A 13,180-nucleotide genomic window follows, 5' to 3' on the forward strand; every position below is an offset into this window, starting at 1 on the left:
TTGAAGCCACTGAAGCCTCCGTTTTCCTCAGCCGCGGGCCGGCGGATTGGACCTGCTCGGGTCCCCGCTCTGTTGATCGGGGGACGAGCCGGTCTCCGATGCTGGTTTACCAGGCGACTGATGGGGCTCGTACGGCGGATACGGGGGATACGGCTGGGCCGGGTAGTGCGCAGGCGGCTGCGGCCAGTGGCCCGGCGGCGGCGCCGACTGCGGGGGCGGGTACCAGTAGCCCGGCGGCTGCTGCGGCGGCCAGCCGGGCGCGCGCCATCCGGCCGGCGCTCCATAATCGGGCTGGGTCGGCTGCTGCGCCGCAGCCGGCTCTGTGTGAGAACCGTTGGCGCCGTTGGTAGCCCGCTCCGACTCCGCTTGGGCGGCCTCGGCCGTGGCCTTGGCGATCGCGGCTTTGAACGCGGGCTCGGGCACCGGCGGGGGCCACGGCTCGCCACGCTCCTTGGCCAACTCGCCGGGCGTCTTGATCGGCGGCTTGTCCGACGGGATCCGGCCGCCGAAGTCGTCGAACATCGTTAGCCGAGGGCGCTTCTCGACGTCGGCGAAGATGGCCTCCAGCTCGGCGCGGTGCAGCGTTTCCTTCTCCAGCAGCTCACCGGCCAGGGTGTCGAGCACGTCGCGGTATTCGGTGAGGATCTCCCATGCCTCGGTGTGCGCGGCCTCGATGAGTTTGCGGATCTCCTCGTCGATTTCGCGGGCCACCTCGTGCGAGTAGTCCGGCTGGGTGCCCATCGTGCGGCCGAGGAACGGGTCCCCGTGTTCGGTGCCGTATTTGACCGCGCCCAGCCGTGAGCTCATCCCGAACTCGGTGACCATCGCGCGGGCCACCTGGGTGGCCTTCTCGATGTCGGACACCGCGCCCGTCGTCGGCTCGCGGAACACCAGTTCCTCGGCGGCGCGACCGCCCATCGCGAACACCAACTGGGCGATCATCTCCGAACGGGTGCGCAGGCCCTTGTCCTCCTCAGGCACCGCGACCGCGTGCCCGCCGGTGCGTCCGCGGGCCAGGATAGTCACCTTGTAGATCGGTTCGATGTCGGGCATCGCCCAGGCCGCCAGCGTGTGCCCGCCCTCGTGGTAGGCGGTGATCTTCTTCTCCTGCTCGCTGATGATCCGGCCCTTGCGGCGGGGACCGCCGATCACCCGGTCGACCGCCTCCTCCAGCGCGGCGGCGGTGATGACGGTGCCGTTCTCGCGGGCGGTCAGCAGGGCGGCCTCGTTGATGACGTTGGCCAGGTCGGCGCCGGTCATGCCGACGGTCCGCTTGGCCAGCCCGTCGAGGTCGGCGTCGGGGCCGATCGGCTTGCCCTTGGAGTGCACCCGCAAGACGGCCCGACGGCCGGCCAGGTCGGGGTTGGACACCGGGATCTGGCGGTCGAAGCGGCCCGGCCGCAGCAGCGCCGGGTCGAGGATGTCGGGCCGGTTGGTGGCCGCGATGAGGATGACGCCGGCGCGCTCGCCGAAGCCGTCCATCTCGACCAGCAACTGGTTCAGCGTCTGCTCGCGCTCGTCGTGGCCGCCGCCAAGGCCGGCGCCGCGCTGGCGGCCGACAGCGTCGATCTCGTCGACGAAGATGATGCACGGGCTGTTCTGCTTGGCCTGCTCGAACAGGTCACGCACGCGGGAGGCGCCCACACCGACGAACATCTCGACGAAGTCCGAACCCGAGATTGTGAAGAACGGCACACCGGCCTCGCCTGCGACGGCGCGGGCCAGCAGCGTCTTGCCGGTGCCGGGCGGGCCGTAGAGCAGCACGCCCTTGGGGATCTTGGCGCCCAGCGCCTGATACCGCGCCGGGTTCTGCAGGAAGTCCTTGATCTCGTAGAGCTCCTCGACCGCCTCGTCGACGCCGGCGACGTCGGCGAACGTGGTCTTGGGCATGTCCTTGGAGAGCTGCTTGGCCCGCGATTTGCCGAAGCCGAAGCCCATCCGGGCGCCGCCCTGCATGCGGGAAAACATCACGAAGAGCCCAATTAGCAGTAGCAGCGGCAGCACGTAGATCAGCAGCGACCCCAGGATGTTGCCCTGGTTGACCACCGTGCTGATCTGGCTGTTTTTGCTGCTCAGCGCGTCAAACAACGGTACGGCGTAGCCGCTGGGGTACTTGGTGATGACCTTGTCGGACCCGTCGGTGTCGCCGTTCGGGCTTTTCAGGGTCAGCCGCAGCTGCTGTTCGCGGTCGTCGATCTGGGCGCTCTTGACGTTGTCGGCCTTGATCTGGGCCACCGCCACCGAGGTGTCGACGGGCTTGTATCCGCGGGTGTCGTCACTGAAATAGAAGAACGACCAGCCGAGCAGCAACACGACGGCGATCGCCGTGAGTGTGCGGATCACGTTTTTCCGGTTCATCAATCATCGGCCGTGGCCGGCCAGGTCCTTCCCCGATACACGCAGCTGGAATATCCCAGGCTACCGCCCATGGGATTGGTCGGCGCGCCCCACGGGCACCCGTACTGCTTAGATCAACGAACGAAGGTTCCCGAACGCCTTCCCGACGGATGCGGCGTGTGCTTTGGTGAGACACGTGCCTGATACCGTCCCGTCGACCGAGCGCATTATCGAAACCAACGGCGTCAAGTTGCACACCGTTGAAGCGGGCGAGCGCGGGGCGCCAGTCGTGGTGCTGGCGCACGGTTTTCCCGAGCTGGCCTATTCCTGGCGACACCAAATTCCGGTGCTCGCGGCTGCCGGATATCACGTGCTGGCCCCGGATCAGCGCGGCTACGGCCGCTCCAGCCGGCCCGACGAGATCTCGGCCTACAACATCGCCGAACTGTCCGCCGATCTGATCGGCCTGCTTGACGACGTCGGCGCCGACCGGGCCGTGTTCGTCGGCCACGACTGGGGTGCCCCGGTCGCGTGGAGCTCGGCGCAACTCCACCCGGACCGGGTGACCGCGGTGGTGGGGATGAGCGTCCCGGCGGTACCGCGCGCCCAGGTGCCGCCGACGCAGGCCTTCCGCAAGCTCTTCGGCGACAACTTCTTCTACATGCTCTATTTCCAGGATCCCGGCGTCGCCGACGCCGAATTGGGCGCCGACCCCGCAAAAACGATTCGGCGGATGATGGCGGGTTTGCGACCGCCCGGCGACCACGAGGCCGCGGCGCGCATGCTCCAACCGGGACCCGCGGGCTTCGTCGAGCGGCTACCCGAAGCCGACGGCCTGCCGAGCTGGATCAGCGCCGACGAGCTCGACCACTACATCGCCGAGTTCAGCCGCACCGGCTTCACCGGCGGCCTGAACTGGTATCGCAACCTCGACCGCAACTGGGAGATCCTGGCGGCGCCGGTCAGCCCGACCATCGCGGTGCCGGCGTTGTTCGTGGCGGGCGCCGACGACCCTGTGCTGACCTTCACGCGCCGTGAGCGTGCCTCGGAGGTGGTGACCGGCCCGTATCGGGAAGTGATCATCGAAGGCCCCGGGCACTGGCTTCAGCAGGAACAACCCGACCGGGTCAACGAGGTGCTGCTGGACTTCCTCACCGGTTTGGAGCTGTCATGAACCGCCCGCTGAACTTCGGGGTGTTCATTACGCCATTTCATCCCACCGGCCAATCCCCCACTGCCGCACTGGAATACGACATGGACCGGGTGGTGGCGCTGGATCGCCTCGGATTCGACGAAGCCTGGTTCGGCGAACACCACTCCGGCGGCTACGAGCTGATCGCCTGCCCGGAGGTGTTCATCGCAGCGGCGGCCGAGCGCACCAAGCACATCCGGCTGGGCACCGGCGTGGTCTCGCTGCCCTATCACCATCCGCTGATGGTCGCCGATCGCTGGGTTCTGCTGGACCATCTGACCCGCGGCCGGGTCATGTTCGGCACCGGGCCGGGCGCGCTGCCGTCGGATGCCTACATGATGGGCATCGACCCGGTCGAGCAACGCCGAATGATGCAGGAGTCTTTGGAGGCAATCCTGGCGCTGTTCCGCGCCGAACCCGGGGAACGGATCAACCGTCACTCCGACTGGTTCACGTTGCGTGACGCGCAGCTGCACATCCGCCCCTACACCTGGCCGTATCCGGAAATCTCCACGGCAGCAATGATTTCGCCGTCTGGCCCGCGGCTCGCAGGTGCGCTGGGCACGTCGCTGCTGTCGCTGTCGATGTCGGTGCCCGGCGGCTACGCCGCGCTGGAGAACACTTGGGAGGTGGTGCGCGATCAGGCCCGCAAGACCGGCCGCGACGAACCTGACCGGGCCGGCTGGCGGGTGCTGGGCATCGTGCATCTGGCAGACAGCCGCGACCGGGCGATCGACGACTGCACCTACGGGCTGCAGGACTTCGCCAAATACTTTGGCGCGGCCGGATTCGTGCCGCTGGCCAACCTGGTAGACGGCGCACAATCACCGCACGAATTCGTCGAAGACTATGCCTCCAAAGGCAATTGCTGCATCGGCACCGCTGACGACTGCATCGCCTACATCGAGGACCTGGTGGACCGCTCCGGCGGTTTCGGCACATTTCTGTTGCTCGGACACGACTGGGCCTCGCCTGCCGCAACGTATCACTCGTATGAATTGTTCGCGCGCAAGGTGATTCCACATTTCAAGGGGCAACTGGAGGCACCACGGGCATCCCACGAATGGGCGCGCGGCATGCGAGAACAGCTGCTGGGCCGCGCCGGCGAGGCGGTGGTCAAGGCGATCAGCGAGCACACCGACGAACTCAAGATGGAAAGCGAGAAGGACTGATGCGCGCCGCGGTGCTGCACAACGGCCGCATGGTATTCCGCGACGACGTTCCCGATCCGGTGCCCGGCCCGGGCCAGGTCCTGGTCGGTGTACGCTCGTGCGGAATCTGCGGCTCGGACCTGCATTTCGCCGCCCACGGCGACGAATTGCTGGCGTTGACCGAACAAATGGGCGCCGGGCCGGGCGCTGACTTGGGGCGCGACATCATCATGGGCCACGAATTCAGCGCGGAGGTACTCGAAGCCGGGCCCGACACCGATACGCACCCGTCGGGCACTCTTGTCACGTCGATGCCGGTGGTGTTGTCCGACAACGCGGTGGTACCGATCGGCTTCACCGACCGAGCGGCCGGCGCCTACGCCGAACGGATGCTGCTCTCGGCGCCGCTGCTGCTGCCGGTCCCCAACGGGCTGGATCACCGGCACGCCGCGTTGACCGAGCCGATGGCCGTCGGTCTGCATGCGGTCAACAAGTCCGCGATCCAGCGCGACGAGACAGCGTTGGTGCTCGGCTGCGGGCCGATCGGCATCGCGATCATTGCTGCGCTGCTGGTGCGTGGCGTCGAAACGATTGTGGCGTCAGACTTTTCACCCAAGCGACGCGAGCTGGCAACGACCATGGGCGCGCATCAAGCGATCGATCCCGCTCAGGGGTCGCCGTTCGACACTGTCGCACCGAAGGTGGTGTTCGAGGCGGTCGGGGTGCCGGGAATCATCGACGACGCGATGCGCCGAACGCCGGCGGGCAGTCGCATTGTGGTGGCCGGGGTGTGCATGGAACCCGACACCGTGCATCCATTCTTCGGTATTGCCAAAGAGATCAGCGTGCAGTTCGTTTTTGCTTACGACCCGACCGAGTTCGCCGAATCACTGCGGGCGATTGCCGAGGGTGACATCGACGTTTCTCCTTTGATCACCGGCGAAGTCGGCTTGGACGGGGTGAGTCAGGCGTTCGACGACCTGGCCGATCCCGAGCGGCACTGCAAGATTCTCGTCACGCCGTAGCGCTAATTGGCCAGCGGGTTGCTCCGGATGGTGTTTTCGGCGGCCCGGTCGGTGGTCTCGTAGCCAGTGGCGGCCTTGTCCAGGCTCTCGGCGAACTCGCGGCTGTCGCCGGCGGCCGCTTTCATCTGGTCGGCCAGGTTGGTTTGCGCTGAGCGGCAGACAGTTCCCGTTGCCAGCGAGGGCATGCCGGCAGCCGCGTCACCCAGGGGACCGTCGACGCCTAAACCGGCGATGTCGGCCGCGGCGCCACGAAAACCGCCCGCAGCGCTGCGCAGCACGCCAGGATCGACTCTCAGCTCCTCGCCACCCATCACAGCCTCCGATCGCGCGCTGGCCAACACACCGAATTTACCTGGTCCGTGGGGGCTCACCCGACGGAAGTTTTTCAGCGTTGACCTTGCGGTTGAGGCAGCCTCGATATCTCGCCGTCCTCGCAGCGGCACAGGCGCTTTTCGAAAAAAGGGCTCGAGCGCGATCCTGCCGGAGTTAGCCTGCGTCCTGACCCTTCAACCGGGAGGGGGTGTTGCGCGGCTCGCGGAGCGGTCGTCATCCGACGTCGAGCCCAAGCCAAATTTCAGCACAGAACGCAAGACGCAAGACCCGCCTGCACGAGCGAAAGGAACACCATGATAGGAGCCAGTTCTCGTACGCGCATCGCCGTCTCAGCGGCAGGTGGCGCAGTGGTCGCCGCGTTTGCCGTTGCCGTGGTTCCCGCTGCGCACGCCGACGATGAATCCTGGGGCGCGATTGCCGTCTCGCCGGACGGGAAGTCGGTGGGCGTAGCGACGAATATGCCGAACGAGTATCAGGCCAACACGCATGCGACCGCCGATTGCCACCAAGACAACGCTGCCTGCAACGTGTTGATTACGTTCAAGTACCCCGACTGCGGCGCGGTCGTGAAGAACGGGGACCAGTATTTCGGGGATAGCGGCGCCACGGAGCAGGAGGCGGAGCAGAACGCCCAGAACCAAAGTCCGGGCAGCACAGTCCTCCGCTCGGCATGCAACAACGCGCCGGGCTCGAGCAGCACGCCCACAACCGCGAGCAGCACGCCGACGACGACCACCACCACACCAGCAGGCGGGTAACGGCCGGGGCCGGGGTATCGGTGCGGTGCTGCTTGCCCGACGATCCGCCGTTCTGAGCTACGGATCAGTGGTTGGCCAGCGCAGCGAGATCTTGTGGCCCTGCGGCTGGGTAACCGCCCGCTGACTGAATCTGTCGTGACCACCCGCCGATGATGCCTACCAGCTCGCCGAGGTCGTCACCCAGCGCGGCAGTGATCGCGGCGCAACCGGTGTCGGTGGCCACTTCGATCGTCTCGCGGGCGGCCCGGCCGGTGTCGGTGAACGCGCCGTCGCGAACCAATCCGCGTGATTCCAAGCGTTCTTGGGCCGCGGCGAGGTCGTCTTCGGTCCAGGCTCTGGTCCGTATGTAGGTGCGCAGTCGCAGCCCCCAGTAGAGCTCGGTGAGCAAGCCGATCTCCACGGCATCGAAATCGGCGGTGGTCCAGACGTTCACGTGCACGTCGCCGCGGTATTCGCGCAACTCGTCGGCGAGGCGCCACGCGTCGGCCAGCGGTTCGCCCGGCAGACCTTGGGCAACGAGACCTGCGAAGAGCGGCTTGCCCGCCAACGGCAACGATTCAGTGGCGCGCCCAAGCAGCCCCAACGCACGGCCGAGGCCGTCTGGCGCAGCGCCGAGAATCCGGTGCAGCTGCCGCGCCGCGCCGTCGGTTCGTGCCGCACAGATCGTCTCCGCGTCGGTCAGCGTCCACCCCTTGGCGACCGCAGGCACAACGACCGCCGGGTTGAACACCGCGAAGGCTGCGGCGACCACTTGGCCGGGCACCTGTCCCATCACCGAGCCGCGGCTGCAGAAGTAGGCCGGGCCGTCGGGCATCGCGACGTTTCGCGTCTTTCCGGGGCTGGACCCGAACCCGAGTGCCTCATAGCTGCTGTGGCATTCGGGCGCGAAGTACACCTGCCCCGCGAAGGGCTCGATCGCTAGGGCGAGGGCTCTCGCCGGGGAGACAGCCATGACTCAAATCTCGCCGACTGTGCGGGTTGTGGTGGAGAAACCGGCGAATTCGCGCATAGGGTGCCAGTCATGCCGTTTCGTCTCGTACTCCTGATGGGCCTCGTCGCCGCCGCGCTGTCCGCGTGCGACGGCGATCCCGGTCCGGTCAGGGACAATCCACGGCAGGTGACCGTCGTCGGCGCCGGGCAGGTCCAGGGCGTCCCGGACACGCTGACGGCCGACGTCGCGATCGAATTCGTCGCGCCCGACGTCACCTCGGCGATGGACCAGACCAACGGCCGCCAGCAGGCCGTCATCGACGCGCTGACCGGCGCCGGCGTCGACAGCAAGGACATCAGCACCACCGACGTCACCCTGCAACCGCAATACGGCGGCAGCACCAACACCATCACCGGCTATCGCGCCGCCAACTCGATCCGGGTAAAGATCCGTAAGACCGACGCGGCGTCGCATCTGTTGGCGGTCATCGTCGACACCGGCGGCGACGCCACCCGGGTCAACTCTGTGAGCTACTCGATCGAGGACGACTCGAAGCTGGTCAAGGATGCACGCGCCCGGGCATTCCAGGACGCCAAGCACCGTGCTCAGCAGTACGCGCAGCTGTCCGGGCTCAGCCTGGGCAAGGTGATTTCGATCTCCGAGGCATCGGGTGCCACGCCGCCCACGCCGACGCCAATGCGCGGCGCACCGATGGCCACCGAGGTTCCGCTGCAGCCCGGTCAGCAGACGGTCAACTTCTCGGTGACCGTCGCCTGGGAACTGCGGTAAGAGTCAGTCCTGGTACACCCGCGGGTCCAGGGTCCCGATGTAGGGCAGGTCGCGGTAGCGCTCGTCGTAGTCGAGGCCGTAGCCGACTACGAATTCGTTGGGGATGTCGAAGCCCACGTAGGCGATGTCGACGTTGGCGCGCACGGCATCCGGCTTGCGCAGCAGCGTGCACACCCGCAGCGACCGCGGGCGGCGGGTGGCCAGGTTGCGCAGCAGCCACGACAACGTCAGCCCGGAGTCGACGACGTCCTCGACGATCAGCACGTCGCGGTCGTTGATGTCGCGGTCGAGGTCTTTGAGGATGCGCACCACGCCCGACGACGACGTCGACGACCCGTAAGACGCGACGGCCATGAACTCGAACTGGGTGGGCAGCGGAATCGCGCGGGCCAGGTCGGTGCAGAACAGGACTGCGCCCTTGAGCACGGTGATCAGCAGCAGGTCCCGCGCCTCACCGGTGGCCAGGTCGCGGTAGTCCTCACCGATCTGCGCACCGAGTTCCGCGGTGCGGGTCTGGATCTGCTCCTGGGTGAGCAGCACCGATTTGATGTCCCCCGGGTACAGCTCGCCCGAATCAGCTGTCACGACCACAGCGTGCCATGTCGACGGGCAGAGCTCTAGATCGGCTCGGCTTGCAGCGTCAAAACACCGCCCCGACGGCCGGCCACCAACCGTTGCCCGTGCAGCTTCGACCCCACGGCGACCCCGCCCTGCCCGCGCCAGTCGATGATCAGCGTGTTGACGCCGCGGATCTGCTTGTCGGTCAGCCCGGTCGCCCCACCGGCCAGCAGCCAGCTGCGGATGACACCGCGGCGCACCGGGTCGGGCAGCGCCCGCAACGCGCAAGCGTCGAGCCCACCGTCAGTGGCCGACGTGGACAGCGCTTGCGCGATCAACGTGTCGATCAGCCCGGTGTCCTCCCGTAACGCCGTCGCGGTGCGGGCCAGCGCTTCGGCGACGCCGCCACCGAGCACGTCCTCCAGCAGCGGCAGCACCTCGTGGCGCAGCCGGTTGCGGGTGAACCGGCGGTCGGTGTTGTGCGGGTCCTGCCAGGCGACCAGCCCCAGCTCGTCGCAGGCGGCGTGCGTGACGCTGCGCCGCACGCCCAAAAGCGGCCGACACCACGGCGGATCGTACGGGCGCATCCCGGCGATCGAGCGCGCACCCGAACCGCGGCCCAGTCCGAGCAACACGGTCTCGGCTTGATCGTCCAGCGTGTGGCCCAGCAGAACCGGACGATCTGCACGGGCCGCTTGCAACGCGACATAGCGTGCCGTGCGCGCCGCCGCCTCCGGACCGCCGTCACCGCTCACCTGCACCGAAAGGACTTGGGCGGCAACGCATCCCAAGCCGAGCGCTTGGGTCCGGGCGGTCACGGCGACTTCGGCAGAGCCGCTCTGCAAACCGTGGTCGACGATCAGCGCGGTGGTCGGCAGCATGGCGGCGGCAACGGCGGTGAGCGCCAACGAATCCGCGCCGCCGGACAGCGCGACACACCATTGCTCGGCGGTCGGAAGGTACTCCTTGGCGAACGCTGCGACAGCCGCGTAGAGCTGTCCTACAGAACCCTGTCGATCCATCGTTGCGGGTCTTCAATCTCTGCCGGCAGCGGCAGCGTCTCCGGAGACGACCAGACGGCGTTGAACCGCTCCATCCCGACCCGCGCCACCACGTGGTCGACGAACGCCTTGCCGCGGGTGTACTGGCTGAGCTTAGCGTCGATGCCCAGTAGCGCGCGCAGAAGTCGTTGCAGCGGAGGCTGTTTGCGCTGACGGCGGTCGTCGAACCGGCGACGGATGGTCGCCACCGTGGGGACGACGACGGGCCCCACAGCATCCATCACGTGGTCGGCGTGGCCCTCCAGCAAGGTGCCGAGCACCAGCAGCCGATCCAGCGCCTGGCGCTGCGGCTCTGACTGCACGGCGCGCACCAAGCCCAGCACACCCGACGAGTGGGCGTCGGAGGGACCGCCGCGGCCGCGGACGAAGTCGGCCAGCCGGCCGATCACCTGGGCGACGTCCTCGCCGCTTTCCTGGGTCAGCACGCCCAGCGCCTCCGACATGTAGCCCGACAGCCACGGGTTGGCGGTGAATTGCACGCGGTGGGTGACCTCGTGCAGACAAACCCACAACCTGAAATCAGCTGGCTCCACGCGTAATTGGCGCTCGACTGCAAGCACGTTGGGATACACCAGCAACAGGCAGCCCGAGTCGCCGGCAGCGAACGGGTCGTACTGGCCGAGGATGCCGGACGCAACGAACGCCAGCACCGCGCCGGTCTGTGCGCCGGTGACCCGTCCGGTGATGAAGCCGCGCGGCTTGTCGGTGCCGCCCGTCATCACCCGCATCGACTCGGCCGCCGCCCGGATCCACGCCGGCCGGTCGACGATGCGCGCGTCGGGCACCGCATCACTGGTGTCCAGACCGGTCACGTCGCGCACCGGCGGCTCGGCCGCCTTGGCAGCGCTGGCCAAGTCGTCGATCACCTGGCGACGGGTGTAGTCGGTCGACGGCGGGCCGGGCCGGGCCAGCCATTCGCCGACGGTGGCCGCGAACTGCCAGTCGACAGCGCGCCCAACGGTCAGCTCAGGTGGTGCAGTTACTTCAGGCATCCACACGACCATAGGGCGGCGGCGACGTTGTCGATCGCAATACGGCCAGTTGGGCCCGCGTCGTTGGAGATCAGCGCAAAAGTCAGCACCCGGCCGTCGACGTCGGTGACCACTCCGGCCAGCGCGTTGATGGCGGTCAGCGACCCGGTTTTGGCCCGCAACCAGCCGATCGGCCCGTTGTTGGTGGCGGGGTTCAGGAACCGGTCGCCCAGCGTCCCGCTGCCGCCGGCGATCGGCAGCAGGTCCAGCAGCGGGCGCAGCGCCGGCTGATCCGGCCCGGCCGCGGCCTGCACGACGTCGTCCAGCGCCTTGGCGGTCAGCCGGTCGTCGACGGACAGCCCGCTCGAATCCTGAAGTGCCGCACCGGTGATGTCGATATGCGCGGTGCTCAGCCGGTTGGTCACCGCGTCGACGGCGCCGGCGAAGCTGCGCGGCCGGTGCATGGCCGCGGCGACCTCGCGGCCGATGCATTCGGCCATCACGTTGTCGGAGGCGTTCATCATCTCGTGCAGCCTCTGGATCAGCGGCGCCGACTGCACCGCGGCCAACTGCCGCGCACCCGATGGCGCGGGTTGGGCCGCGATCGACACCTTCGCCGGGTCGACGCCGAGCGCTTGGGCCAGCGCGCGACCGGCGTCCAGCGCCGGGGTGTGCGAGCGGGTGGACTCGTCCGTTGCCGGCTGGACGCGCCCGCCGTCGAGCATCACGGACTCGATCGGGGCGACGTCGCCGCCGTCGATGTCGCCCGGATCCCAACCCGGGGCCACTTTGGGTCCGGTGAATGCCGAGATGTCGACCTGCACGGCGGTGGGTGTCACGCCGCTGCCGCGGACCTGGTCGGCCAGATCGCTGAGGCGCGCCGCGTTGTGATACCAGGTCGCGCCGCCACGTGGGGCCCCTGACAGCGTGGGATCGCCGCCGCCCACCAGGATCACCGTGCCCGGCTGGTCGGCCGCGACGACCTTGGTGGTGACCCGGGCCTCGCGGTCCAGCGCTAGCAGCGCGGCGGCGGCGGTCAGGGTCTTGTTGGTCGACGCCGGCAGCATCGGCACGTTTTCCTGCTGCTGCCAGAGCTCTTTGGCGGTCATCGCGTCGGTGACCCGGCCGCCGAGTTGGCCGAGATTCGGGTCCGCCACGACAGCTGCCAGCGCAGCCGCCAGCCCGCCCGGCGTCGGCATCGGCGCGGTGTCGGCCACCGGCACGACGCCGGGCTCCGCGGTCACTGCGGGCGGCGGCGGCATGATGTGGGCATTGCCGACGCCGCGGCCGTTCGCGGTGAAAAACGCAGCCGCCGCCACCAAAATGGCGACGACCGCCAGCACGGCCGCCCCCACGATCAGGTGGGTTGACCGCCGCCACTGAGAGGGACGCATGACACTCCTGACTGTCTGGTCCCATTCTGCCGAACCACGTGGCTCTACTAGGGTTGACCTCCGACGCCAGCGGATGAGCAGTGAGTTTACGAAGGAGCCGAGACGGTGCAATTCGACGTGACCATCGAAATCCCGAAGGGGCAGCGGAACAAATACGAAGTCGACCACGAGACGGGTCGGGTTCGTCTGGACCGCTACCTCTACACGTCGATGGCGTATCCCACCGACTACGGCTTCATCGACGACACGTTGGGCGAAGACGGCGACCCGCTGGACGCGATGGTGCTGCTGCCCGAGCCGCTGTTCCCCGGTGTGCAGGTGGAGGCGCGGCCGGTCGGAATGTTCCAGATGACCGACGAAGCCGGCGGCGACGACAAGGTGCTATGCGTCCCGGCCGGCGACCACAGATGGGATCACATCAAGGACATCGAGGACGTTCCGGCGTTCGAGCTGGACGTCATCAAGCACTTCTTCTCGCAGTACAAGGCCCTGGAGCCGGGCAAGTTCGTCAAGACGGCCAACTGGGTCGGCCGTGCGGAGGCCGAGGCCGAGGTGCAGCGCTCAATCGAGCGCTTCAAGGCCAGCGGGCACTAACCGAGCGGAGTCAGCCGCCCCATTTGGCGGCTTCGGCTTGGTCGCGGGCCAGCATCGAGACGGTGTTGGTCTCATGGGTTCCGGCC

13 protein-coding genes and 1 pseudogene are annotated in these 13,180 nt (G+C 67.9%); 6 read left to right on the forward strand and 8 right to left on the reverse strand.

Translation table 11 applies throughout. The features are described from left to right. Positions 1 to 27: 27 nt before the first annotated feature. On the reverse strand, positions 28 to 2,358 hold the full coding sequence (gene ftsH / locus AWB95_RS01345; protein WP_085167485.1) for an ATP-dependent zinc metalloprotease FtsH: 2,331 nt from the start codon (positions 2,356 to 2,358) through the stop codon (positions 28 to 30). A 175-nt stretch (positions 2,359 to 2,533) separates the two neighbouring features. Here ftsH and AWB95_RS01350 point away from each other — a divergent pair, with 175 nt between their 5' ends. From AWB95_RS01350 to AWB95_RS01360, 3 genes are read left to right on the forward strand one after another with little or no spacing between them, the layout of a single operon-like run. Beyond that, complete coding sequence (locus AWB95_RS01350; RefSeq protein WP_062540436.1) at positions 2,534 to 3,511, forward strand: alpha/beta fold hydrolase; 978 nt, start codon at positions 2,534 to 2,536, stop codon at positions 3,509 to 3,511. After that, a complete protein-coding gene (locus AWB95_RS01355; RefSeq protein ID WP_062540437.1) occupies positions 3,508 to 4,701 on the forward strand; it encodes an LLM class flavin-dependent oxidoreductase in 1,194 nt (397 codons plus the stop codon). Before AWB95_RS01350 ends, AWB95_RS01355 begins: the two co-directional genes overlap by 4 nt. After that, entirely contained in the window at positions 4,701 to 5,705 is a 1,005-nt protein-coding gene (locus AWB95_RS01360) for a zinc-binding dehydrogenase (RefSeq protein WP_062540438.1), read from the forward strand. Before AWB95_RS01355 ends, AWB95_RS01360 begins: the two co-directional genes overlap by 1 nt. 2 nt (positions 5,706 to 5,707) lie before the next feature. On the opposite strand, the gene AWB95_RS01365 is transcribed toward AWB95_RS01360, so the two are convergent. Then, positions 5,708 to 6,076 (reverse strand): type VII secretion target, encoded by a 369-nt coding sequence (locus tag AWB95_RS01365; RefSeq protein ID WP_139818441.1) that lies wholly within the window; start codon positions 6,074 to 6,076, stop codon positions 5,708 to 5,710. A gap of 309 nt (positions 6,077 to 6,385) precedes the next feature. Between AWB95_RS01365 and AWB95_RS01370 the strand changes: the two genes are divergently transcribed. Next, positions 6,386 to 6,796, forward strand: coding sequence for a DUF4189 domain-containing protein (locus AWB95_RS01370; protein WP_062540440.1), 411 nt, complete (start codon positions 6,386 to 6,388; stop codon positions 6,794 to 6,796). 64 nt (positions 6,797 to 6,860) lie between these two features. Here the strand turns inward: AWB95_RS01370 and AWB95_RS01375 are convergent, their stop codons facing one another. Continuing rightward, a complete protein-coding gene (locus AWB95_RS01375) occupies positions 6,861 to 7,748 on the reverse strand; it encodes an SCO6745 family protein (protein WP_062540441.1) in 888 nt (295 codons plus the stop codon). Between the two features lie 69 nt (positions 7,749 to 7,817). On the opposite strand from AWB95_RS01375, the gene AWB95_RS01380 reads away from it, so the two are divergent. Continuing rightward, positions 7,818 to 8,516: an SIMPL domain-containing protein gene (locus tag AWB95_RS01380; protein ID WP_062540442.1), complete on the forward strand. Its 699-nt coding sequence runs from the start codon at positions 7,818 to 7,820 to the stop codon at positions 8,514 to 8,516. Positions 8,517 to 8,519: 3 nt separating this feature from the next. Here AWB95_RS01380 and hpt read toward each other — a convergent pair whose 3' ends face one another. The 4 genes from hpt to dacB are packed head-to-tail and all read right to left on the reverse strand — an operon-like array spanning position 8,520 to position 12,500. Next, positions 8,520 to 9,107, reverse strand: coding sequence for a hypoxanthine phosphoribosyltransferase (gene hpt, locus AWB95_RS01385; protein ID WP_062540443.1), 588 nt, complete (start codon positions 9,105 to 9,107; stop codon positions 8,520 to 8,522). A gap of 26 nt (positions 9,108 to 9,133) precedes the next feature. After that, positions 9,134 to 10,096: a tRNA lysidine(34) synthetase TilS gene (gene tilS / locus AWB95_RS01390; RefSeq protein WP_062540444.1), complete on the reverse strand. Its 963-nt coding sequence runs from the start codon at positions 10,094 to 10,096 to the stop codon at positions 9,134 to 9,136. Then, the gene (locus tag AWB95_RS01395) at positions 10,075 to 11,127 is read right to left on the reverse strand and encodes a zinc-dependent metalloprotease (RefSeq protein ID WP_238600938.1); all 1,053 of its coding nucleotides are present in this window, start codon (positions 11,125 to 11,127) and stop codon (positions 10,075 to 10,077) included. Before AWB95_RS01395 ends, tilS begins: the two co-directional genes overlap by 22 nt. Continuing rightward, positions 11,115 to 12,500, reverse strand: a complete 1,386-nt coding sequence (dacB, locus tag AWB95_RS01400) for a D-alanyl-D-alanine carboxypeptidase/D-alanyl-D-alanine endopeptidase (RefSeq protein WP_099539721.1) — start codon at positions 12,498 to 12,500, stop codon at positions 11,115 to 11,117. The genes AWB95_RS01395 and dacB overlap by 13 nt, the downstream gene beginning before the upstream one ends. A 105-nt stretch (positions 12,501 to 12,605) precedes the next feature. On the opposite strand from dacB, the gene AWB95_RS01405 reads away from it, so the two are divergent. Then, complete coding sequence (locus AWB95_RS01405) at positions 12,606 to 13,094, forward strand: inorganic diphosphatase (protein ID WP_045385415.1); 489 nt, start codon at positions 12,606 to 12,608, stop codon at positions 13,092 to 13,094. 10 nt (positions 13,095 to 13,104) lie between these two features. On the opposite strand, the pseudogene AWB95_RS22835 reads toward AWB95_RS01405, so the two are convergent. After that, a pseudogene (locus AWB95_RS22835) lies at positions 13,105 to 13,180 on the reverse strand (WXG100 family type VII secretion target); the annotation flags it as partial.

It is taken from the genome of Mycobacterium celatum (assembly GCF_002101595.1).
GTDB classification, from domain to species: Bacteria; Actinomycetota; Actinomycetes; order Mycobacteriales; family Mycobacteriaceae; genus Mycobacterium; species Mycobacterium celatum.

Bases quoted from the DNA above. Each gene is read 5' to 3' on its own strand.
- ftsH (WP_085167485.1), bottom strand. From the start codon at position 2,358: ATGAACCGGAAAAACGTGATCCGCACACTCACGGCGATCGCCGTCGTG.
- tilS (WP_062540444.1), bottom strand. From the start codon at position 10,096: ATGGATCGACAGGGTTCTGTAGGACAGCTCTACGCGGCTGTCGCAGCG.
- AWB95_RS01360 (WP_062540438.1), top strand. From the start codon at position 4,701: ATGCGCGCCGCGGTGCTGCACAACGGCCGCATGGTATTCCGCGACGAC.
- AWB95_RS01395 (WP_238600938.1), bottom strand. From the start codon at position 11,127: ATGCCTGAAGTAACTGCACCACCTGAGCTGACCGTTGGGCGCGCTGTC.
- dacB (WP_099539721.1), bottom strand. From the start codon at position 12,500: ATGCGTCCCTCTCAGTGGCGGCGGTCAACCCACCTGATCGTGGGGGCG.
- AWB95_RS01355 (WP_062540437.1), top strand. From the start codon at position 3,508: ATGAACCGCCCGCTGAACTTCGGGGTGTTCATTACGCCATTTCATCCC.
- AWB95_RS01375 (WP_062540441.1), bottom strand. From the start codon at position 7,748: ATGGCTGTCTCCCCGGCGAGAGCCCTCGCCCTAGCGATCGAGCCCTTC.
- AWB95_RS01380 (WP_062540442.1), top strand. From the start codon at position 7,818: ATGCCGTTTCGTCTCGTACTCCTGATGGGCCTCGTCGCCGCCGCGCTG.